The sequence below is a fragment of the Frankia nepalensis genome, assembly GCF_016786325.1.
Classification (GTDB): Bacteria; Actinomycetota; Actinomycetes; order Frankiales; family Frankiaceae; genus Pseudofrankia; species Pseudofrankia nepalensis.
In genome coordinates this window covers 1-20371 of sequence record NZ_JADWYU010000022.1, presented here as the reverse complement: position 1 = coordinate 20371, position 20371 = coordinate 1, and the positions used below count along the sequence as shown (strand labels likewise).

The 20371-nt window shown below is 73.1% G+C and carries 21 protein-coding genes and 1 pseudogene; 14 read left to right on the top strand and 8 right to left on the bottom strand.

All coding sequences use genetic code 11. From position 1 onward, the window contains the following. From I6A81_RS00535 to I6A81_RS00515, 5 genes are all read left to right on the top strand, one after another. Nucleotides 1-408 (top strand): amidohydrolase family protein (locus I6A81_RS00535; protein ID WP_203005736.1); only part of this gene is annotated, 408 nt, incomplete at its 5' end. Nucleotide 409: 1 nt separating this feature from the next. Continuing rightward, the gene (locus I6A81_RS00530) at nucleotides 410-622 is read left to right on the top strand and encodes a ferredoxin (protein WP_203005735.1); all 213 of its coding nucleotides are present in this window, start codon (nucleotides 410-412) and stop codon (nucleotides 620-622) included. Between the two features lie 4 nt (nucleotides 623-626). Next, complete coding sequence (locus I6A81_RS00525) at nucleotides 627-1412, top strand: SDR family NAD(P)-dependent oxidoreductase (protein ID WP_203005734.1); 786 nt, start codon at nucleotides 627-629, stop codon at nucleotides 1410-1412. Nucleotides 1413-1467: 55 nt separating this feature from the next. Then, complete coding sequence (locus I6A81_RS00520; RefSeq protein ID WP_203005733.1) at nucleotides 1468-2724, top strand: cytochrome P450; 1257 nt, start codon at nucleotides 1468-1470, stop codon at nucleotides 2722-2724. Between the two features lie 29 nt (nucleotides 2725-2753). After that, nucleotides 2754-3191 carry a nitroreductase family deazaflavin-dependent oxidoreductase gene (locus tag I6A81_RS00515; protein ID WP_203005732.1) on the top strand — a complete coding sequence of 146 codons (438 nt, stop codon included), beginning with the start codon at nucleotides 2754-2756 and terminating at the stop codon, nucleotides 3189-3191. Nucleotides 3192-3252: 61 nt separating this feature from the next. On the opposite strand, the gene I6A81_RS00510 is transcribed toward I6A81_RS00515, so the two are convergent. Further along, the gene (locus I6A81_RS00510) at nucleotides 3253-4200 is read right to left on the bottom strand and encodes an LLM class F420-dependent oxidoreductase (RefSeq protein WP_203005737.1); all 948 of its coding nucleotides are present in this window, start codon (nucleotides 4198-4200) and stop codon (nucleotides 3253-3255) included. Nucleotides 4201-4355: 155 nt separating this feature from the next. On the opposite strand from I6A81_RS00510, the gene I6A81_RS00505 reads away from it, so the two are divergent. Further along, entirely contained in the window at nucleotides 4356-5210 is an 855-nt protein-coding gene (locus I6A81_RS00505) for a PaaI family thioesterase (protein WP_238430170.1), read from the top strand. Between the two features lie 24 nt (nucleotides 5211-5234). Here I6A81_RS00505 and I6A81_RS00500 read toward each other — a convergent pair whose 3' ends face one another. Further along, nucleotides 5235-5876 (bottom strand): TetR family transcriptional regulator, encoded by a 642-nt coding sequence (locus tag I6A81_RS00500; RefSeq protein ID WP_203005730.1) that lies wholly within the window; start codon nucleotides 5874-5876, stop codon nucleotides 5235-5237. Nucleotides 5877-6045: 169 nt separating this feature from the next. Here I6A81_RS00500 and I6A81_RS00495 point away from each other — a divergent pair, with 169 nt between their 5' ends. Further along, on the top strand, nucleotides 6046-7518 hold the full coding sequence (locus I6A81_RS00495) for an alpha/beta hydrolase domain-containing protein (RefSeq protein ID WP_203005729.1): 1473 nt from the start codon (nucleotides 6046-6048) through the stop codon (nucleotides 7516-7518). A gap of 101 nt (nucleotides 7519-7619) precedes the next feature. On the opposite strand, the gene I6A81_RS00490 is transcribed toward I6A81_RS00495, so the two are convergent. Further along, a complete protein-coding gene (locus I6A81_RS00490) occupies nucleotides 7620-8264 on the bottom strand; it encodes a TetR/AcrR family transcriptional regulator (RefSeq protein ID WP_238430176.1) in 645 nt (214 codons plus the stop codon). 83 nt (nucleotides 8265-8347) lie between these two features. Between I6A81_RS00490 and I6A81_RS42815 the strand changes: the two genes are divergently transcribed. Continuing rightward, the gene (locus tag I6A81_RS42815; RefSeq protein ID WP_203029968.1) at nucleotides 8348-9253 is read left to right on the top strand and encodes an alpha/beta fold hydrolase; all 906 of its coding nucleotides are present in this window, start codon (nucleotides 8348-8350) and stop codon (nucleotides 9251-9253) included. Between the two features lie 102 nt (nucleotides 9254-9355). On the opposite strand, the pseudogene I6A81_RS42810 reads toward I6A81_RS42815, so the two are convergent. After that, a pseudogene (locus I6A81_RS42810) lies at nucleotides 9356-10096 on the bottom strand (DMT family transporter); the annotation flags it as partial. Between the two features lie 97 nt (nucleotides 10097-10193). On the opposite strand from I6A81_RS42810, the gene pdxR reads away from it, so the two are divergent. After that, nucleotides 10194-11747, top strand: coding sequence for a MocR-like pyridoxine biosynthesis transcription factor PdxR (gene pdxR, locus I6A81_RS00480; RefSeq protein ID WP_203005726.1), 1554 nt, complete (start codon nucleotides 10194-10196; stop codon nucleotides 11745-11747). A 43-nt stretch (nucleotides 11748-11790) separates the two neighbouring features. Here the strand turns inward: pdxR and I6A81_RS00475 are convergent, their stop codons facing one another. Then, on the bottom strand, nucleotides 11791-13041 hold the full coding sequence (locus I6A81_RS00475; protein WP_307874376.1) for a sensor domain-containing phosphodiesterase: 1251 nt from the start codon (nucleotides 13039-13041) through the stop codon (nucleotides 11791-11793). Between the two features lie 308 nt (nucleotides 13042-13349). On the opposite strand from I6A81_RS00475, the gene I6A81_RS00470 reads away from it, so the two are divergent. After that, on the top strand, nucleotides 13350-13907 hold the full coding sequence (locus I6A81_RS00470) for a DJ-1/PfpI/YhbO family deglycase/protease (RefSeq protein ID WP_203005724.1): 558 nt from the start codon (nucleotides 13350-13352) through the stop codon (nucleotides 13905-13907). A 61-nt stretch (nucleotides 13908-13968) separates the two neighbouring features. Here the strand turns inward: I6A81_RS00470 and I6A81_RS00465 are convergent, their stop codons facing one another. Further along, a complete protein-coding gene (locus tag I6A81_RS00465; RefSeq protein ID WP_238430168.1) occupies nucleotides 13969-15240 on the bottom strand; it encodes an ABC transporter substrate-binding protein in 1272 nt (423 codons plus the stop codon). 219 nt (nucleotides 15241-15459) lie between these two features. Between I6A81_RS00465 and I6A81_RS00460 the strand changes: the two genes are divergently transcribed. Then, the gene (locus I6A81_RS00460; protein ID WP_203005722.1) at nucleotides 15460-15651 is read left to right on the top strand and encodes a hypothetical protein; all 192 of its coding nucleotides are present in this window, start codon (nucleotides 15460-15462) and stop codon (nucleotides 15649-15651) included. Nucleotides 15652-15907: 256 nt separating this feature from the next. Continuing rightward, complete coding sequence (locus tag I6A81_RS00455) at nucleotides 15908-16576, top strand: class I SAM-dependent methyltransferase family protein (protein ID WP_203005721.1); 669 nt, start codon at nucleotides 15908-15910, stop codon at nucleotides 16574-16576. 154 nt (nucleotides 16577-16730) lie between these two features. Here I6A81_RS00455 and I6A81_RS00450 read toward each other — a convergent pair whose 3' ends face one another. Together I6A81_RS00450 and I6A81_RS00445 are read right to left on the bottom strand one after the other, a co-directional pair. Then, on the bottom strand, nucleotides 16731-17213 hold the full coding sequence (locus tag I6A81_RS00450) for an SRPBCC family protein (protein WP_203005720.1): 483 nt from the start codon (nucleotides 17211-17213) through the stop codon (nucleotides 16731-16733). Nucleotides 17214-17369: 156 nt separating this feature from the next. Then, nucleotides 17370-18047, bottom strand: a complete 678-nt coding sequence (locus I6A81_RS00445) for a class I SAM-dependent methyltransferase (protein ID WP_203005719.1) — start codon at nucleotides 18045-18047, stop codon at nucleotides 17370-17372. A gap of 19 nt (nucleotides 18048-18066) precedes the next feature. Here I6A81_RS00445 and I6A81_RS00440 point away from each other — a divergent pair, with 19 nt between their 5' ends. Both I6A81_RS00440 and I6A81_RS00435 read left to right on the top strand, forming a co-directional pair. After that, a complete protein-coding gene (locus tag I6A81_RS00440) occupies nucleotides 18067-18744 on the top strand; it encodes a TetR/AcrR family transcriptional regulator (RefSeq protein WP_203005718.1) in 678 nt (225 codons plus the stop codon). A 204-nt stretch (nucleotides 18745-18948) separates the two neighbouring features. Continuing rightward, complete coding sequence (locus I6A81_RS00435) at nucleotides 18949-20226, top strand: LmeA family phospholipid-binding protein (protein ID WP_203005717.1); 1278 nt, start codon at nucleotides 18949-18951, stop codon at nucleotides 20224-20226. Nucleotides 20227-20371 lie beyond the last annotated feature (145 nt).

Sequence of the window (20371 nt, the reverse complement as noted above, 5' to 3'; positions counted from 1 at the left end):
TCCGAGGGCGAGATCGGCTGGATGCCGTACTACCTGGAGCGCGCCGAGCAGGTCCTCGACAAGCAGCGCTACTGGGTGAAGCGCGGCGCGACGTTCATGGACCACGGCGGTTCCAAGGGTGTCGACCTCGACACCCTCGACGTGCGGGCCACGTTCCGCGAGCACATCTTCGGCTGCTTCATCGAGGACCACCACGGCATCGCGAGCCTCGCCGAGATCGGCGAGGACAACATCATGTGCGAGACCGACTACCCACACTCCGACTCCACCTGGCCCAACTGCATCCAGACGGTCAAGGGCATCATCGGCCACCTGCCGGAGGAAACCCAGTACAAGCTGCTGCGCGGCAACGCCGAACGGCTCTACCGCTTCACCCCGGCCACCCCGCCCGTGCTCGCCGGCGCCTGACATGGCCGGCCAGGGCCTCGTGACCGTCGACCAGACGCTCTGCGTCGGCAGCGGGATGTGCATCGTCTACGCGCCGGAGAGCTTCGACCACGACGAGCACGCGAAGGTGGTCGCCCTCGACCCGATGGGCGACCCGTTGGACGCGATCAGCACCGCGGTGGAGGCGTGCCCCACGGGCGCGCTCCGCCTGGTGCCCCAGGAACAGGAAGCGTGAACTGATGGGAAACCTGCTCGATGGCAAGAGCGCCATCGTGACCGGCTCCGGGTCCGGCGTCGGCCGGGTCTCGGCCTTACGGTTCGCCGAGGAGGGCGCCCGCGTCGTCTGCGCCGACATCCGGCTCGAACAGGTCAAGGAGACGGTGAGCCTGATCGAGGCAGCCGGCGGGACCGCGACCGCTGTCGGCTGCGACGTCTCGAACGAGGACGACGTCGTCGCGATGATCGCCGCCGCCGTCGAGGCGTACGGCCGGCTCGACATCCTGTTCAGCAACGTCGGCATCCCGACGCCGCGGCTCGGCAGCACGCTCGAGGACCACACCGCCGAGGACTTCGCGCGCCTGGTCGGCGTGAACTTCGGCGGCGTGTTCTTCGGCACCAAGCACGCGATCATCCAGTTCAAGAGGCAGGGCGGCGGCGGCGTCATCCTCAACACCGGGTCGGTCGCCGGCCTGGTCAGCTGGGGCGGGTCGGTGTACGGCGCGACCAAGGGCGCGGTGCACCAGCTCACCAAGGCCGCCGCCATCGAGGGGGCCCCGTTCGGGATCCGCGCCAACGCGATCTGCCCGGCCGGCATGCCGTACACGAACTTCATGGCCGCCGGCGGCATGACGCTGCCCGCCGACGCCCTCGACCAGGCCGCGGCGCAGGTCGGCAAGAGCCACCCGCTCGGCCGGCCGATCACGGCCGAGGACTGCGCCGAGGCCGCCGTCTTCCTGGTCTCGGACCGGGCCGCCAACGTCACCGGGGTGCTCCTCCCGGTCGACGGCGGCTACGTCGCGCGATGACCCCGATGGCCCCGCTGCTTCTGATGACCCCGGCGATCGCGACAGGGGCACCCCGATGACCGATCTCAGCCCGCCGGCGGCCCTCGACCGCGACCGGATCCGGGAGCTGTTCGACCTCCGCAGCAGCTACAACTCCTTTTCCGGCGGCGACTACACCGACGATCCCTATCCCGTCTGGCACGAGCTGCGCGCGCGGGCGGCGGTGCACGAGGGCACGGTTCACCGGCTGACCGGCTACCCGGGGGAGGCCATGTTCCAGGGCCTGCCGTTCCCGGACCGGCCGCACTTCTCCGTGTTCGGCTTCGAGGCCTGCGACGCCGCCTTCCGCGACAGCGAGACGTTCGCGTCGTCGCCGGTGGCGATCAACCCCATCGGCGACGACGTCGGCGTCATGAACAGCATGCTGTCGATGGGCGGCGACCAGCACCGCCGCTACCGCGCCCTCGTGCAGCCGTCCTTCGTGCCGGCGAAGGCCAAGTGGTGGATCGTGAACTGGATCCAGGAGACGGTCCAGGACCTCGTCGACCGGATCGCCGGCGACGGCCGCGCCGAGCTGAACACGGACTTCTGCGCGGCCATCCCGGTGCTCACCATCACCGGCAGCTTCGGGGTCCCGGTCGACCAGGCGCTGGTCATCCGGGAGTCGCTGCGGGACCCGGCGGCGGTCGTGCGGATTCTCGCGCCGATCGTCGCGGCCCGGCGCGAGTCCCCGTCCGACGACCTCATCAGCGTGCTCGTCCAGGCGGAGCTCAAGGAAGCGGACGGGACGACCCACACCCTGTCCGACGCCGAGATCTACTCCTTCGCGATCCTGCTGCTGACCGCCGGTTCGGGCACCACCTGGAAGCAGATGGGCATCACGCTCACCGCGCTGCTGCAACGGCCCGAGGTGCTCGCGGCCGTCCGCGAGGACCGGACGCTGCTCAAGGCGTGCGTCGAGGAGTCGGTGCGCTGGCTGCCGACGGACCCGATGTTCTCCCGGCACGTCACCCGTGACGTCGACTTCTACGGCACGACCCTGCCGAAGGGGTCGGTGCTGCACATGTGCCTCGGCGCGGCCGGCCGCGACCCGGAACGCTGGGACCGGCCCGACGAGTTCGATCCCTACCGGCCGCTGAAGCGCTCGCTCGGGTTCGGCGGCGGGCCGCACATCTGCCTCGGCATGCACCTCGCCCGCGCCGAGATCACCACCGGGATCAACGCGCTGCTCGACCGGCTGCCCAACCTGCGCCTCGACCCCGACGCGGAGCAGCCGCGCTACGTCGGCCTGTACGAGCGCGGAGCCACCGAGATCCCCGTCCTGTTCGGCTGACGGGCCGCACCCTCGACCAGGAGACCTTCATGAGCGAACCGGGCTACAAGGCCCCCGACCTGGCCCTCGTCGGCGCCGAGCACATCCGGCGCTACCAGGAGACCGACGGCGAGGTCGGCTACGAGTGGAACGGCGTCCCGACCCTGCTGCTGACTGTCAAGGGCCGGCGCACCGGGCAGCCCCGCACGTCCGCCCTGATCTTCGGCCGTGATGGCGACGACTACCTGGTCATCGCCTCCAAGGGCGGCGCGCCGACCGCCCCCGAGTGGTATCTCAACATCACCGAGAACCCCGCGGCGGAGATCCAGGTGCGCGCGGAGCACATCCCGGTGGTCGCGCGGACCGCGTCCGACGAGGAGAAGCCCCGCCTCTGGAAGATCATGACGGAGGGCTGGCCGAACTACGACGTCTACCAGTCGCGCACCGACCGCCCGATTCCGGTCGTGATCCTCTCCCCGGCGTCGTAGGCGCCCGGAGCCCCGGCACCGCGGGCGCGTCCGGCTGGACGAGCCCGCGGTCAGCCGGTGGTCAGCCGGCGGCGGGGGACAGGCCCGCGAGGATCTTCGGCAGCTCGGGGCCGCCGTTGAGCAGGGCGATGACGGGCGTCGTCACCCCGTGGTCGACGTAGCGGCGGACACCGGCCCGGCAGGCCTCGATCGAGCCGTGTACGCACAGCTCGTCGACGACCTCGTCGGGGATCGCCGCCAGTGCCCCGGCACGGTCGCCGGCGGCCCAGGCCTCCCACATGCCCGCGAGTGCCTTCTCCCGGCCAAGCCAGCGCTGGAACTCGCGGTACACCGGGACGGTCAGGTAGGCCGCCACGTGGCGGCGCAGCAACTGGCGGGCTGCCGCCGGGTCCTCGTTGACCAGGACGAAGATCCGGGCCGCGATCTCCGCGTCCGGGTTGTGCTCCCGCACGTACGGGATCACGGTGTCGCAGTCCTCGGGGGACAGCCAGTTGAGGATCGCGCCGTCCGCCTCCCGGCCGGCCAGCCCCAGCATCCTCGGCCGCAGCGCCGCGACGAGGATCGGCACCGGCTTCGGCGGGACCATGCCCAGCCGGAAGCCCTTCACCGTGAACGACGGGAACTCCTGGGTGACCTTCTCGCCGGCCAGCGCCTGGCGCAGGAACCGGACGGTGTCGAGCATCCGCTGGTAGGGCCGCTCGAACGGGATCGAGTTCCAGTTCTGGACGATGACGTCCGACGACGTCCCGAGGCCGAGCACGAACCGCCCCTCGGCCGCGTCCGCCAGCGTCGCCACGGTCTGGGCGAGCAGCGCCGGGCCGCGGGTGAAGGCGGGCAGGATCGCGGTGCCCAGGCGCAGCCGGCGCTCGGTCGCCCCGAGCGCGAGCGGGACGATCCCGTCGGCGCCGGTCGCCTCGGCCGACCACAGGTCGGTGTAGCCGAGGTCGGCGAGTTCCGCGTAGCGGGCGGGGTGCTCGGCCAGCGGCACCCCCGGGAGGGGGACGGTCATGCCCCACCGGGCCGGCGGCGCGGGCACGGTCGCGGACGAGTCGGGCTGGGTGGCGGAGGTCACGGGTCCGAAGTATGAGGCAGACCACCTGGCCCGCGCGCGGACCGGGAGTCAGGAAACCGAAGATGTCTGACCTTTTATGCAAGGATTTGCCCATGGACCTCGCATCTCGGCCCGGGCCCGCGGCCGCTGACCGGCAGGGCGCGGGCAGCCCCATCCCGCCGGCTCGGGTGGCCGACCACGACGGGGCGCCGATCTCCGGGCACATCATCGCGGAGCTCGGCCTGAGCATGACGGACGACGGCTCGGGCCTGCGCGGCGACGCCGAGGTGACGCCGGAGATGTGCGTTCCGGGTACGGCCACGCTGCGGACCTCGGTGCTGGCGACCTGGGCCGACGTCCTCGCCGGCACCGTCGCCGCCCAGACGCTCGACCCCCGGATCCCGCTCACGCTCGACCTCGAGGTCCAGCTGCACGCCGGGGCGCGCGCCGGCGACCGCGTCCGCGCCGTCACCACGGCGATCAAGATCGGCCAGACGGTCCTCGTCTACGAGACGCGGTTTCTGAACGAGACCTCGGGCGCGCTGGTCGCCGTCGTCCACATCTCCTTCATCGCTTCCCCGAACCCCCAGCATGTCTTCGCCGAGGGCTTCCCCAGAGTGGTCAACCTCAACGGCCGGCTCGCCCTGCCGCTCGCCGAGCGGATCGGCGCCCGGATCGTCGCGCCGGGCACGGCGGAGGTGCCGCGCCGGCCGGACGGCCTGAACGCCGCGGGCGCGATCCAGGGCGGCCTCGTCGCCGTCGGCGCGGAGGAGGCGGCGATGTCGCTCGCCGACCGGCCGGTCGTGCTGGAGTCGTTGACCGTCCGCTACCTGCGGCCGATCATGATCGGCCCGGCCCGCGCCGTCGCCGAGGGCCACGGCAGCCTGGCCGTCATCCACACCACCGACGCCGGCACCGGCAAGCTCAGCATCGTCACCACCGCCCGCCTCGCCGACCTGACGCCGTAGGGCCGTCGCGCGGTACGCGGCCCGTCATGAAGGGCCGGTCGCGTCGCCCCCGGCCTGGGACCAGGTGGCGGGCTCGGCGCCGATTCCTCGTTCCAGGATCTCGAGTCCCTCGGAGATCCTGGCGACCAGGTCGCCGCCGCCCACGAACCACTGGATCCGGGCCGCCTGGATGACGCCGCCGGCCGCGGCGGCCAGCATCGTGGGCACCATGGCGTCGCCGGCGAGGCCGAGGCGGGAGCCGAGGAACTCGGCGATCGTGCGCTGCGTCTTCAGCTGGATCGCGCCGAGCACCGTCCGGGTCACGACCGGGGTGGCCGCGACGACGGCGGTCCACTGCCGGGTGAGCCGCGCGTCCTCCCGCGACACCGACTCCTCGACGGCCCGGCGCAGCGACCGCAGTGCGGGCTCGTCGGCCGGGCGGGCCGCCAGCGCGGCCCGCAGCGTCTCGTTCCCCCGGTCGATCTTCAGGAGGAGGACGTCCTCCTTGGCGGGGAAGTAGCGGTAGAAGGTCCGCACCGAGATGCGCGCCTCGGCCGCGATCTCGTCGACGGTGACCTGGTCGAACCCGCGCTCCTCGAACAGGCGCAGCGCGGCGGCCTCGACCTCGGCGGTCATCATCTCCGCGCGCTTCGCCCGTAGCTGCGCGGCCAGCGGCTGGGAGGTCAATGCGGTCGCCCCATCGGTCGCTCATCTTCACACAGGGCCCTCGTCTGCCGGTTGACGCCCTGGTGCTGCCCGACTAGCTTACTTGATCTGTCAGAGCTGGCAGGATCTGCCACATAGGGCTCGACCTGCCAAGCCTCTGATCGACGAGGAACCACAGAGGGGAGCGGTCGTGGCACGAAAACTGAGGTGGGCCCGGATGGGCGCGGGCGCGCTCGCGTTATCCGTCGGACTGGCGGTGGCCGGCCTGGGCGCGGCCGCGCGGGCGGACGCCGGATCGCCGACGGTGACGGGGCCCGTGACCGGCGGGAACGGGGTGCCGATCGTCTTCTCGCAGACGACGTACGACCTCGGCTCCGTCGGCTACCAGCGGTCGGAGTTCTTCCTCTCGGGGACCGCCGACGCCTACTCGCCGGCGGCGCCGCTCACCCCGGACGGGAAGTGGACGGTCCTGCCGTCGTCCCAGCAGCCGTACGTGACGCGGGCCGTGGTGTACCGGCCGGCCAAGCCGCGCGACTTCAACGGCACGGTGATCGTCGAGTGGCTGAACGTCTCGGGCGGAGTGGACGCCAGCCCGGACTGGATGCACATGCACACCGAGCTGATCCGCAGCGGTTACATCTGGGTGGGCGTTTCCGCCCAGGCCGTGGGCGTGGACGCGCTGAAGGCGGCGCCGCTCGGGGACCCGGCCCGCTACGGGGCGCTGAACCACCCCGGGGACAGCTATTCGTACGACATCTTCTCGCAGGCCGGGCAGGCGATCCAGGACAAGGCCGGCCGCATGCTCGGCGGCCTGAAGCCCAAGCGGGTGATCGCCGTCGGCGAGTCCCAGTCGGCGGGGCGCCTGGTCACCTACATCGACGCCGTCCACCCGCGGGCGAAGGCCTACGACGGCTTCCTGGTGCACAGCCGTGGGGCGGCGGGAGCGCCTCTCACCCAGAGCCCGCTGCCCGCGGTGCCGACGCCGACCCCCAGCCTCATCCGCGACGACCTCGACGTCCCGGTGCTGGTCTTCCAGGCGGAGAACGACGCGGGCGGCCTGCTGGCCCGCCGGGACGACAGCCGCCGCTACCGGCTCTGGGAGGTCGCCGGCACCTCCCACTTCGACCTCTACGGCCTGCGTGACGGGGAGACCGACACCGGGGACCGGCAGGGAACCGCGGCGTGGTTCGACTCGATGTCGCACCCGACGAACGAGCCGTCCGAGGGCTTCGCCTGCGCCCTGCCGATCAACACCGGTCCGCAGACCTTCGTCCTGCGCGCGGCGATCAGGAGCCTGGACCGCTGGGTGGCCCACGGCACGCCGCCCCCCGCGGCGCCGCGCCTGACGACGCTCAGCGTCAGCCCGCCCCAGTACGCGCTCGACGCGAACGGCAACGCGCGCGGCGGGATCCGTACCCCGGCGGTGGACGCCCCGGTCGCGAGGCTCGCCGGCTTCGGGAACTCCGGCAGCCAGTTCTGCCAGCTGTTCGGCGTCACCGAACCCTTCTCGGCCGAGAAGCTGTCCGCGCTGTACCGCGACCACGGCGGTTTCGTCTCGGCGTGGAACCGCGCCACCCACGACGCCGCGCGGGCCGGGTTCGTCCTTCCCGAGGACGCGAACCTCCTGCGGGCCGCCGCGGCCAGGTCCGACATCCTGAAGTAGGCCCGGCACTCCGCGACAGCCGACCAGGTGAGCCCGGTGGCCCGGCCCCCGGGCTCACCTTCGCGCGGCCTTCGGCGAGACGGCCGTCGCGCCTGGCCCCCTCACTGTCCGGCCAGCCGGGCCAGGGCGAGCGCGACGGCCGGGTCCGTGGCGACGGCCTGCAGCGAACCGAGGAAGGTGCCGGTGAGCAGGGCGGCGATCTGCTCTCGGGTGACGGCGCCCTGCCCGTCGATCCAGGCCAGGCAGACGGCGCGCTCGTAGGCGAGGAAGCCCTGGGCGGCGGCGCGCAGCACCGGCGACGGCGCCGGGATGTCCAGGACGTCGAAGGTGACGGCGAGCGTCGCCTCCTCGACGCGTGCCAGGGTCTCGGTGACCACCGGGTCGTCGCTGGAGCCCAGCAGCACCCGCCAGCTGCTCGCCCGGCGTTCGACATGGTCGAGGTAGGCGTCGAGCCCGGCGGTCAGCCGGTCGAGCGTCGACCCGGGCCGGTCGGCCCGCAGGTCGGCGACCAGCGACGCCGCCGCGTCCTCGACGACCGCGCGCACCAGCGCCGCCTTGGTGGGGAAGTAGTGGAACACCAGCCCCTCCGAGACGCCCGCGGCGGCGGCGACGTCCGCGATCGGGATCCGGTCCAGGTCGCGCCGGGCCGCGAGCCCGACCGCGGCGGCGAGCAGCTGCGCCCGCCGGTCGTCGCGGCTCAGCCGCCGGCGGGCGGGCGCGGGTCGTGTCGACGCCTCGTCCGCCATCTCCACCCCAGCACCGTACTTGAGTGTGTCCTCAACAACCGCTAGCCTCTTTATTGAGTTGATGCTCAATAAGGAGGCGCCGCATGACGCGATCGTCCACCGACCTTCCGCCGTTCGAGACGGTCGTCATCCCGCTCGCGGCCGGCGACGTCGAGGTGCGGGTGGCCGGGCCGACCGACGGCCGGCCGCTCCTGCTCCTGCACGGGGCCCTGTGCGACGCCTCGTTCTGGGACGCGGTGGCCGAGCGGCTCGCCGCGGCCGGGTACCGCTGCCTGGCCCCGACCCTGCCGCTCGGCGCGCACCGCCATCCCATGCGCCCGGGCACGGACCTGAGCCCGCCCGGCCTGGCAGCCCTCATCGCCCAGCTGGTCGAGCGGCTGGGCGCCGCGCCGGTGGCGGTCGTGAGTAACGACTCCGCGACCGCGCTCACCCAGCTGCTGCTGGCCGCCCGTCCCGAGCTGGTCGACCGGGCCGTGCTCACCTCCGGCGACGCCTTCGACCACTTCCTGCCGCCGATCTTCCGGCCGGTCAAGCTGCTGTGCTGGCTTCCCGGCGGCATGCGGGCCCTGGCGTGGGTCCTGCGCACGCCCCAGCTGCACCGCCTCCCGATGACGTTCGGCTGGCTGACCCTGCGGGGCCTGACCCCCGAGCAGACCGAGCGGTGGTCGGGCCCGCTACGCGCGGACCGGGCGGTCCGCCGCGACACCCGGGCCATCCTGCGCGGCGCCCACCGGCGGCACACCCTGGGGGCCGTCCAGGCACTCGGCACGGTGACCGCCCCGGTGCTGCTGGCCTGGTCCGAGCACGACCGGGCCTTCCCACGCCGGCTCGCCGAACGGCTCGCCGAGACGTTCCCCAACGCGGAGCTGGCGACCGTGCCCGACGCCGCCGCCTTCAGCCCGATCGACAACCCCGACCGGGTCGCGGCGCTCGTCGCCGGCTTCGTGCCCACGAGCGAGGGCCGCCACCTGGCGTCCCGGCCGGCCTGACCAGGACCTGGCCGGCCGGCGGGCCGAGCCGTCGCCCAGCCCGAGGGCGAGGCCGGTGGCGATCAACGCGATGCCGGCCCAGACCGGCGGGGCGGGTACCGCGCCGGTCACCGGCACGCCGATCACCGCCGCCGCCACCGGCGCGACGCCGGTGAGCAGGCCGGCGCGGCCCGCGCCGAGCCCGCGCACGCAGGAGTACCAGAGGACGAACGCCACGGCGGTCACCCCCACCGCGAGGTAGCCGATCGCCAGCACGTCGGCGACGTCGAGGCGGGCGGCCGCCCGGGCGCCCTCGGTGGTGACCCCGAGGACGGCGAAGGCGACCGCCGCCAGCCACGTCGCGTGCACCGACACGCCGTGCGGCCCGTGCCGGCCGAGCACCGGCACGGCCAGCAACGTGAAGCCGGCCTCGGACCCGAACACGGCGAGCGCGCAGAGCAGGCCCAGGGCATCGGCCCGGCCGATGCCCTGGACGAGCGCCGCGCCGGCGGTCACGACGCCCGCCGCGACGAGGATCCGCGCCCGCGGCCGGCGGTGCTCGAACAGTGGCCCGACCGTGGCCATCACGACCGGCACGCAGGCCACCGCGACGCCGAGCACCGCCGGCTCGGCGTGCCGCGAGCCCTGGACGAGCGCCACGTTGAACAGCACCAGGCCGGTGACGGACACGCCGAGCAGCCAGAGCCACTCCCGCCCCCGCGGCCGGAGCAGCGGCCGGCCGGTGCGCCGGGCGAAACCGACCAGGAGGCCGCACGCGAGCGCGTAGCGCAGCGCCTGGGCCGTGGACAGCGGGGCGTCGGCGAGGACGCCGGACACCGCGACGCTGCCGCCGACGAACGTCATGCCGGTCGCGCCGGCGAGCACCGGCAGTCGAGTGGACATGCCACGATGCTGGCGAGCAGCATGGTCCTGAATCCAGGGCCAAGAATGGGCTATCAGAATGGACCAAGTCGCGGTGGACGAGGTCGCCATGGACGGGGTCGACAGGGCAGAGGTCGCGAGAGACCTGGTTGCCGGGGGCGAGGTTGCCAGGGGCGAGGTTGCCAGGGGCGAGGTCGCGCGCGGGACCGACTTCCTGCAGCTGGCCGCGGCGGCCGCGCCGGCCCGAGGGCTCGCCGGCTGGCTGTCCGACGCGCTGCGGGCCGCCATCGCGGACGGCCGGCTGCCGGCCGGCGGCCAGCTGCCCGCCACCCGGACGCTCGCGGCGGACCTCGGGGTGTCTCGCGGCGTGGTCGTCGAGGCATACCGGAGGCTCACCGACGAGGGGCTGGTCGGCGGCCGCCGCGGCGGTGGCACGACCGTGCTGGCCCAGCCCGTCCGCCCGCCGCGCGCGCCGCGCCGCGCCCCGCGCTGGGACGGGCCGCTGCCCCGGCCACGGGTGCCGGCCGCGGCGGGGATCGACCTCTCGCCCGGCGTCCCGGACCTGTCCGCGTTCCCGCGCGCCGCCTGGCTGCGCGCCGAGCGGGCGGTGCTGACCGAGACGTCGCCGGACGACCTCGGCTACGGCGACCCGCGCGGGCATCCCCGGCTGCGGGAGGCGCTCGCGCCATGGCTGGCGCGCGCCCGCGGGCCGCGGGTCACGCCGGACGAGATCCTGATCGTCTCCGGGGTGGCGCAGGCGATGGCGCTGCTGGCGCAGCAGCTGCGCCGGGAGGGGACGGACGCGATCGCGGTCGAGGACCCGGGCTCGCGCGGCGCGGTGGAGGAGTTCGAGTACTGGGGGCTGCGTCCCGTCCCCGTCCCGGTCGACGGCGACGGCCTGCGGATCGACGCCCTGGCCGCCAGCGGGGCCCGGGCGGTCTTCCTCACCCCGGCCCACCAGTTCCCGACCGGGGTCGTTCTCGCGCCCGGGCGGCGGCGGGCCCTGCTGGCCTGGGCCGCGGATGCCGAGCTCGTGATCGAGGACGACTACGACGCCGAGTACCGCTATGACCGCGCACCGGTCCCCGCCCTGCACGCCGGAGCGCCGGACCGGATCGCGTACGCGGGCAGCACCTCGAAGAGCCTGGCGCCGGCACTGCGCCTCGGCTGGCTCGTCCCGCCGCCGCGCCGGTACGAGGGCCTCGTGGCGGCGAAGAAGGCGAGCGACCTCGGCAGCCCGACCGTCCCGCAGCTCGTGCTCGCCCGGCTGCTCGCGAGCGGCGAGTACGACCGGCATGTCCGGCTCGTCCGGGCGCGGCACCGTGCCCGCCGCGACGCCCTGCTGGGCGCCCTGCGCGCGGCGCTGCCGGCCGCGCCGGTGCGGGGCGTCGCCGCCGGCCTGCACCTGTTGGTGAGCCTGCCGGACGAGCGGGCGGACGACGTGGCGCTCGCCGAGGAGCTGCGCGCGGCCGGGGTGCTGGTGCATCCGCTGTCCTGGCACCGCCGGCGCCCCGGTCCGCCGGGGCTCGTCCTCGGCTACGCCGCCCACCCACCCGACCGGCTACGCGAGGCGGCGGCGACCATAGCCCGCGTGGCCGGCGCCTCCCGAGGCGGGGCGCCCGCGACCGCCTGAACGGCCTCGGCCGCGCGTTGGGCGCTTCCCGCGGGAAGCGCCATCAGCGGCTGACGTCCGTCAGCGACCGCTCGCCGGCCGCGCAGCGCTCAGGCAGCGGGAGCGGCCCGGGACGGCCGAGGTAGAAGCCCTGCGCCTCGTGGACGCCGATGTCCGCGAGGGTCGCGAACTCGTCGGCCGTCTCGACGCCCTCGGCCAGGACCCGGGCGCCGATCTCGCCCGCGAACTGGACCAGCGCGCCGGCCAGCGCGCGACGGGCGGGATCCTTGTCGATCCTCCAGGTCAGCTCCCGGTCCATCTTCAGGATGTCCGGGGACAGCCGCAGGAGCCGGTTCAGCTCGGCGTTGGCGACGCCGACGTCGTCCACGGCGATCCGCGTGTCCCGGCCGCGCAGGTCGTCGAGCGCGGCGCAGACCGCCGGGTAGTCCTGGATGCCCTCGTGCTCGGTGACCTCGACGACGACGCGGGTCGCCGGCGCCTCCGCGAGGACGTCGCGCAGCCGGCCGGACGCGACCACCGTGGGAGACGCGTTGACCGCCAGCCACACCTGGGCCGGAAGGCGGGGGAACGCGGCGAACGCGCGGCTGATCGCGGCCAGCTCGAGCTCGGTCCGCAGCCCCACGGAGGCCGCGGCGGCGAACCATGCCTCCGGGCCCCCGGAGCCCGGCGGGAACCGCGCCAGCGCCTCCGCGCCGACGACCCGCAGCGTGGGGACGTCGACGACGGGCTGGAACTGCATGGTCAGACCGTTGCGGATCACCATGCTGATCCGCCGGACCAGCAGGTCGCGGTCCTCGCGCTCGTGGGTGAGCCGGGAGACGAACTGGGCGAGCACCTCGGCGAGCAGCGTGAGGAACCGGGCGTCGCGGGTGCCCAGCCGGGGGTCCGCCTCGTGGTTGAGGCAGCACAGCATGCCGTAGACGCGGCCGTCGTCGAGCACCACCGGAGCGCCGACGTATGCCCCTATCCCGAACTCGTCGGTGATCGGGAGAGGCGCGGTCCGCTCGTCCGTCCGGGCGTTGGGGATGACCGGCGGGAGACGGCCGTCCAGGACCCGCGCGCAGTACGACTCGCAGAAACTGGTCGCGGTGCCCGGACTCAGCCGGAAGGATGCCGCGTCACCGTGCAGGGCCTCGATGATCTGAAGATCGGGGGTAAACCTGGAGAGCCAGGACAAATCCATCCGCAAATGCCGTCGGGCCAGCGACAACAGCCAGGACACCGCCTCGTCCGGATCAAGGAGTGCCCCCCGGCTGCCCCACTCGGCGTGCAGACACGCCTGGTCCTCGGCCACGCGAGTTCCTCCAAGCATCGCCTACACCCAGTGTTCCTCCAGATCCGGCGCCGAACCGTCCGGCGGGCCTCGGCGTCAGCTGTCCGGGGACGAACGACACCCGTCTCCTCGTCCCCCGGTCATTCCCGCCACCAGACGGGACACGGTGGCGGGGAGACCACGCGGCGAACGGCCCCCGCCGCCCGGCGGGGCTCGCCGCCCGGCCGGCCGCTGAGACGTTTGAACGGCGCGTACGTGGCCCACGTCCCAAGCAGGACCGTCCTTCCCAAGCAGGACCGTCCTCCGCCTACCCGAGAGGGGGAACCACGATGACGCACGACCTCCACAGCCAGAAGGTCGCGATCCTGGTCACCGACGGCGTCGAGCGGGTCGAGCTCGACCAGCCCCGTGGGGCTCTGCTGGGCGCCGGCGCGACCACCGACGTCGTCTCGATCCATCCCGGCGAGATCGAGGCCCGTCAGTTCGACTCCGTCGCCGCGGGGACCTTCCCCGTCGACCGGCTCGTCGCCGACGCGTCCGTCGACGACTACGACGCGCTGTTCCTGCCGGGTGGGATAGGCAATCCCGACCGACTCCGCGCGGACCGGGACGCGGTCGCCTTCGTCAAGGCGTTCGCCGCGACCAGCAAGCCCGTCGCGGCGATCTGCCATGGCCCCTGGACGCTGGTCGAGGCGGACGTCGTGCGCGGGCGACGGATCACCTCGTGGCCGAGCATCCGGACCGATCTGCGCAACGCCGGGGCCGAGGTCGTCGACGAGGAGGTCGTCGTCGACGGGCAGTTCCTCACCAGCCGCTCACCGGCCGACCTGGCGGCCTTCTGCCCGGCGATCGTGGCGCACTTCGCCCGCGCCCGGGTGCCGGGATAGGGACCCGGCACAGGGGAGCGGCCGCGGGTCGTGGCTCCCGCGGCCGTCCCCGTCCGCCGGGCTACTGCTCCAGGCGGTGGCCGCACCAGCGGTTGCGGGTGGCTTCGTCGGTGCCGGCCGGGTTCTGGGCGACCTGGTAGCCGGTGCCGTCCTCGTTGACCTGCATGAAGGTGTAGCAGGTGGCGATCTGGCCGACGTCCTTGGTCATGTCGACGGGTCCGGGGAGCAGGCCGCCGGCGTCGTACTGGCTGGCGCGCAGGGTGTCGATGAACCCGGCGCGGGTGGGGCACTCGCCGGCCTTGTCCAGGCCGTAGAGGAACAGGTCGGTGAGGATGTAGGAGACCAGGGCGAGCTCCTGGTCGGGTGGCTGGAGTTCCGGCGCGTAGGTGCTCATGGCCTCCAGGTACTTCTGGTGGGCCGGGTTGCCGATCTCGAACGGGACGTAGTTGACGGCGGCGGTCAGCCCGCGCAGCGTCCTGCCGTAGTCGTTGAGCATCGCCTTGTCGTATCCGCTCGGCGCCAGGATGACCTTCACCGGCGCGTTGGCCTCCCGGATGCCGCGGACGACCTCGGCCAGGTCCTTGCCGGCCAGGGCCGAGGTCACCACGTCCACGTCGGCCGAGCGCAGCTGCTGGCCCAGCTGCGCCGGGGTGGTGATGGCCGGGTTGTAGACGAAGCGGTCCGGCACGACCTCGATGCCCGCCGACTCCAGGCTGGCACTGATCTTCGACCCGATGCCGTTGGTGTTCTCGGCGACATCGCTCTGGATCACGGCGGCCCGGGTGCCGCCCTGGGCCTTCGCGTAGTCGCCGAACGTGGAGACCGACGGCCCGTCGCTGAACACGTAGGCGTAGGCGAACATGTTGCGGTACTGCGGGTTCGTCCAGAACGGTTCCGCCGGCATCCCGGTCACCGGGATGGTCTGCTCGACCAGGTAGTCGAGCCCACCGGAGGCGGCGATCGACGCCTCGACGAGCCCGAAGACGTTCTGGTCCTCGACCAGGTCACGGACGACCTGACGGTTCTGGTCCGCGGAGCTGGCGTCGTCGCGCCAGGTGTAGACGATCTTGCGGCCGTGGATCCCGCCGTCGGCGTTCGCCTGCTCGATCCGCGCGATGAAGCCGCTCATCGTGGGTGTCAGCGACTCGGCGCCCGCGCCGCTGTCGGGGTACACGAACCCCAGCCGGACCTCGCTGGCGCTGAATCCAGGCGTGCCGCAGTCGCCGGCCGGGCCGGCGGCCGTGTCGTCGCCGGACCCGCCGCCGCAGCCCGCGGCCAGCGCCGTGACCAGGACCGCGGCCAGCGCCGTGCGCCGCGGCGCGCGGCGCCGCAAGCTCGTCCCGGCCCCGCGCGCGGCATCCCCCGAGCCCTGGCCGCCGCGCGGCCGCCGCCCTGGGCGCCGAACAGGCCCGTCGCCTTTGGGAGAGTCGTTCTGCGCGCTCAGCATTCCGTCACTCCCAGATCAGGGTCGGGAACCGTCGCGCGCCGGACGAGGCGCGCGGGAAATGGCCTTGGACGCTGCGCTGACAAGCCAAGGTGGGCCTCCGCGTCGATGTTCGTCGGGATTCTGGAAGATTCCGGGGCGCGGCGCGGGGGCGACCTCGGGCTCGGACTGGCCGGCACCGGTGACCGCCGCCGGGCTAAGGTCGTCGGCCGATGGGGAAGGCCGTCGCCGCTGCTGCGCGAGCTGTCCGGGCCCTCAGGGAAGGCCGCCCGGGCGACGGCCATCGCCCTCGCCCGGTAAGAGAGCCCCGCCGCGGCACCGGCCGGCCACCGACCCGAATGAAGATCGGATGCGGCGGACGCGCGGACATAGCTGGCCATTATGCCCACAGCAAAGAGAGCGCATTACCCCAGCTCACGGTCCCTGGCTGGGCGCTAACGCCCCGCATGCTGTTCGTCGCGCGGAGGTGCTCCCGAGCGGTGAGAGATGGGATGCCTTCGCCCCCATGGCGAAACGGGCGGCGTATCTTGCGTGTCGGCCCATAGGGTCGGGGCCCATGGACCAACCCGCTGCCCAGCGGTACTGGGTCGACTGGCACCGGCAGTACGACGTCGCGGGGTCATCCCTCGGCCGGCGTCTCGCGATCGTCCAGCGGCGCGTTCGGCAGGCACTGGATGCCCAGCCACCGGGTGAGATCCGCGTGCTGAGCATGTGCGCCGGCCAGGGCCGCGACATCCTCGGCGTACTGGCCGACCACGCGCGTCGCGAGGACGTGGTGGCCAGACTCGTCGAGCTCGACCCCGTACTCGCCGCCGACGCCGAGCGCGCGGCGCGTTCCGCGGGACTCGACGGCGTACAGGTCAGGGTCGGCGACGCCGCGGACACCGGCATGTACGAGGGCGTCGCCCCGGTGAACCTCGCGCTCGTCTGCGGCGTGTTCGGCAACCTCCGTGACGCCGACGTGCGGCACACCGTCGAGCAGCTGCCCCGGCTGTGCCGACCCGGCGCGACGGTGATCTGGACCCGTCACCGCGGTACGCCCGATCTCACGTCGACCGTGCGGTCCTGGTTCGCCGACGCGGGATTCGAGGAGCTGGGCTTCGACGTCGCGGACGGTTTCCTGATCGGCGTGGGAACCCATCGACTGGTCGGGCCGGCACTGCCCTACGAGCCTGGCCTCCGGCTGTTCGACTTCATCGGGAACGGCCAGGACGCCCACCTGTAGGACCCGTCCCGACGGCGTGGTGGGGCCGGTGCTGGCGGGAGTTCCTGGCCGGTCCGCCCGCCGGCGCCGGCGGGCGGCCGATCGGCTCCTCGGCGCGGCGGCGTCCGCCCCCATGGGTCAGATATCGCCGCGGGCGGGAGCACGGACCCGCTTCTCAGTGGTCCGCTGGAGCGGGCCGCTCCATCGTCCGCGCCAGTATTCCGAGGGTGGCGCGCAGCCCGGCCTCGGGAATGACGGGAAAGACCCCCCTCCCACGGTAGGACTCGTCGATCGCGCTCCAGTCGTAGTACGACGTCACGACCGTCCCCTCCTCGTTCGGCTCGAGCAGATAGCCGTAGAGGTGGCGGATCGGAGGACGGTTCGCGACCTTCACCGTCCATTCGATCTCCGTGTCCGGCGTGAACCGGGTGATCTCGACGGTGACGTCGTACTTCCCGAGCGGGAAGTCGTTCAGCGACTCCCGGTCCATGTGCACGACGAACGAGTCGCCGACGGCGGACACGGGCCCACCCTCGGCCGACTGGAGCATCCCCGAGCTGTCGATCGCCACGTGTCCCTGAGGATCACGGAGCAAGGAGAAGATTTTCGGCGGCGTGGCCGCGATCAACCGCCTTACCTCGAACCGGTCCTCGCCCATGTCCCGAGCCTCCTCCACCTCCGGAAATGAGTAAACGCTATCGTTTCGGTCGAAATGTCGCCCAGCCACGTCGAGGGCCAGCGTCGTCTTCCGCGCCTCTCGTAGATCCTCATCGACGTCGCCGAGCCGGCGCCCCGCAAGGGCTGAGCGCCATGGTCAGCGCGCGAGGGTGGCGATGAGTGCTCTGGCCCGGTGGCCGGCCAGACCGTGGTCGGCGGTCGGAACCAGGCCGGCCGTCGCCAGGGCCGCGTCCAGCGCGCCGTCGAGAACGTCGTGGGCGACCGGCGGCTCGATGGCCCGTACCGCGAAGCGCCAGGCGGCGGCCCGTGGGCGAGAAGGCGGCACACCCCAGTCGAGGATGCCCAGCTGGCCGTCGGGCCCGAGACGCTCGGCGACCACGCGCAACAGCCTCGCCCGCCTTGCTGGATCGAGTTCGTGGAGGACGAACGAGAGGACGGCGAGGTCGAAGTCGCCGGTGGGTAGCGTCTCGTCGAGATCCGGTCCGGACAGGTCGACCCCGGTGAACAGGGCGTCCGGTGCCCGGCGCCGCGCGACCGCCATCATGGCCGTCGAGCCGTCGACGGCGGTCACCCGCGCGCCGGCCGCCAGGAGATGCCGCGTCACCAGGCCGGTGCCGCAGCCGAGCTCGAGTACCCGCATGCCGGGATCGATGTCGAGTAGGGCGACGAACCGTCGCCGGAGCCGGTCCGAGCCTCCCGGTAGCCACAGCAGGGCATTCAGGACGTCGTATCCGCGCGCGACCGCGCGCGATCTGATCAGTCCCGGTGGTGGGGCCGGGGCCGGGCGGGGGCTGTCGCGCTCGATCGCTTCCATGATCAAGATAATGTGAGTAATGCTCACATCTGGCAACTCGCGTTCGAGCCCGGCCACCGATCTCCGCAAACGCCCAGCGCAGGACCGGTCCCGCCTCACCGTCGAGGCGATCCTGGAAGCCGGGGCTCAGCTTCTGGCCGCGCGCGGGTACAGCGCCACCACCACCAACCACGTCGCCGAACGGGCCGGCGTGTCCATCGGGTCGCTCTACCAGTACTTTCCGAACAAGGACGCGCTGGTCGTCGCGCTGGCGGAACAGCATCTCGACCAGGTCGAGGAGGCGCTGCGCGCCGCCTGCGCGCGGTGGCGGGCAGCCGGGCCAGCCCCGGCCACCTGGGCGGCGGAGTTCGTCCAGACGCTGGTGGACGCGAACGACACCGAACTGCACCGGGTCCTCTACGACTGCGCGCCACCGTTGCCGCGCGTTCGTGACCGCGTCGATGCCGTCGCCGGCGGTCTCGTCGACGAGACCGCCCACCACCTGCGCCGCTGGCAGGCACCCGGCCGCGACGACGAGACGCGGATGCGGGCCAGGGTGATCGTGGTCGCCGCGATCTCCACGGTCCACGAGCTGATCGTCAGGCTTCCGGTCGACAGCCCGGACAGGAACGAGGCCCACCGCCAGCTCCGCGACCTCGTCACCCGGTTTCTCCCGGCCGCGGTGGATCCGGCGCCCAGACCCGACGAGCGCGCTTAAGCCCTGTAGTACAAAAAGTGACAACTTGCGGCGGACGCGGAAGACAGCCGCGGGTGCGAGAGTGTTCGCAGCGCCCGCCGCGCGAGCCAGCACGAACGGTCCTGCCTGGCCGGACGGGCGACGCGGTCGACGGACGCGGCATGTCCGACAGTGACGCGGCGCCACGGCGGAGGTTCCGGCCTGGCGGGGAGCGGAGACGATCCGGTGAACCAGGAGCGTGGCGGGAACGGGCCGGAGCCCGAGGACGCCACCGACGTCACACCGTCCTGGGCGTCCGGGAGCTCGGGGGGATGGCCGGCGCCAGCCGACGAGACGCCGACCCAGCACATCCCGCGCCGGTCCCCGCCGGCGAGCTCGCCGACGCCGGTGCCCGCGTCGCCGACGCGGTCGTATCGTCCGGTCGATCCGCCTCCGCCGGCCAGCTCCTACCGCCCGGACCACCCGGCCCGCCCGGACGACTCGGTGTGGTCCGCCGCCGGATCGTGGGGTGAGGCCACGCAGCTGCCGCCGACGCCGCCGGGCGGCGGCCACGAGGCGATGAATCCGACCGCCGCGTACGGCGCCGGCGACCCCGGTCTCGACCCCTATGGTCGTCTCGACGCCATGGCGGCCCACCCGGGCGGCGACGGCGGTGACCAGCCGCCGCCCGGCCCGCCAGACCTGGCCGGCCCGGCGCCCGCGCCGGTCTCCCCGACGCGCCGCCGGCGCCGGCCGCGACGGCTGGTCGCGATCCTTGCCGCGGTACTGGTGGCGCTGCTCGCGCTGTTCGTGGTGGGTGACCGGATCGCGGTCCGGGCCGCCGAAGGCGAGATGGCCAAGCAGCTCAAGACCAGCGTCATGCAGACCGTGCCCTGCGGTACCGCCCCGCCAACGGTGAAGGACGTCAGCATCAGTGGCTTCCCGTTCCTCACCCAGGTGCTGTTCGGGAAGTTCACGAACATCGGAGTGACGGTCGAGAACCTTCCGACGCCACAGCTGCGGATCGCGTCGGTCCACGCGAACCTCAAGGGGATACACGTTCCGTTCGGCCAGATGGTCAGCAACAACGTCGGCGAGGTGCCGGTCGACGAGGTCCAGGCGGCGGTCCGGATTCGCTATGACGACCTGAACACCTTCCTGGCCGACCAGCCCGGCATGCTCCAGGTGATCCCCGTTGACGGCGGCCGGCGGGTGGAGATCTCCGGCACGGTGGACGTGCCGTTCTTTGGCACCCAGCAGGTCGGCGGCATCACCACGTTCGAGGTCCGCGACAACCAGCTCACCCTGATTCCCACCGAGATCACCCTGCGCGGGCTGATCAATGCCGAAATTCCGCTGGGCATGCTGGGCGAACTGATCCCGTCGATGCCGCTCCCCGTCGGCGACCTGCCGTTCGACCTGAACGTCACCGAGGTCAGCACCGACGCCGCGGGCCTGTCGCTGGCGGCGACGGCGACGGACATCGTGCTGCCCAAGGCGGATACCCCCGTCCAGCACTGCTAGCGCCGCGGTCGCCAACGTTGCCGCGCGACACATGATCGCTGCTTGTGCCCTGGCGGGGTCGTGGACAAGGCGGCGTCTTCTAGCGGTCCTCGCAACACCCAGGCTTCTGGGGGTTCGAGGATCATGGCGTTGTCGGGTGCGGAGC

Bases quoted from the DNA above. Each gene is read 5' to 3' on its own strand.
- pdxR (WP_203005726.1), top strand. From the start codon at position 10,194: ATGGACCAAGTCGCGGTGGACGAGGTCGCCATGGACGGGGTCGACAGG.
- I6A81_RS00530 (WP_203005735.1), top strand. From the start codon at position 410: ATGGCCGGCCAGGGCCTCGTGACCGTCGACCAGACGCTCTGCGTCGGC.
- I6A81_RS00450 (WP_203005720.1), bottom strand. From the start codon at position 17,213: ATGGGCGAGGACCGGTTCGAGGTAAGGCGGTTGATCGCGGCCACGCCG.
- I6A81_RS00445 (WP_203005719.1), bottom strand. From the start codon at position 18,047: ATGGAAGCGATCGAGCGCGACAGCCCCCGCCCGGCCCCGGCCCCACCA.
- I6A81_RS00455 (WP_203005721.1), top strand. From the start codon at position 15,908: ATGGACCAACCCGCTGCCCAGCGGTACTGGGTCGACTGGCACCGGCAG.
- I6A81_RS00510 (WP_203005737.1), bottom strand. From the start codon at position 4,200: ATGACCGTCCCCCTCCCGGGGGTGCCGCTGGCCGAGCACCCCGCCCGC.
- I6A81_RS00515 (WP_203005732.1), top strand. From the start codon at position 2,754: ATGAGCGAACCGGGCTACAAGGCCCCCGACCTGGCCCTCGTCGGCGCC.
- I6A81_RS00470 (WP_203005724.1), top strand. From the start codon at position 13,350: ATGACGCACGACCTCCACAGCCAGAAGGTCGCGATCCTGGTCACCGAC.
- I6A81_RS42815 (WP_203029968.1), top strand. From the start codon at position 8,348: ATGACGCGATCGTCCACCGACCTTCCGCCGTTCGAGACGGTCGTCATC.
- I6A81_RS00490 (WP_238430176.1), bottom strand. From the start codon at position 8,264: ATGGCGGACGAGGCGTCGACACGACCCGCGCCCGCCCGCCGGCGGCTG.
- I6A81_RS00440 (WP_203005718.1), top strand. From the start codon at position 18,067: ATGCTCACATCTGGCAACTCGCGTTCGAGCCCGGCCACCGATCTCCGC.
- I6A81_RS00505 (WP_238430170.1), top strand. From the start codon at position 4,356: ATGGACCTCGCATCTCGGCCCGGGCCCGCGGCCGCTGACCGGCAGGGC.
- I6A81_RS00460 (WP_203005722.1), top strand. From the start codon at position 15,460: ATGTTCGTCGGGATTCTGGAAGATTCCGGGGCGCGGCGCGGGGGCGAC.
- I6A81_RS00520 (WP_203005733.1), top strand. From the start codon at position 1,468: ATGACCGATCTCAGCCCGCCGGCGGCCCTCGACCGCGACCGGATCCGG.
- I6A81_RS00525 (WP_203005734.1), top strand. From the start codon at position 627: ATGGGAAACCTGCTCGATGGCAAGAGCGCCATCGTGACCGGCTCCGGG.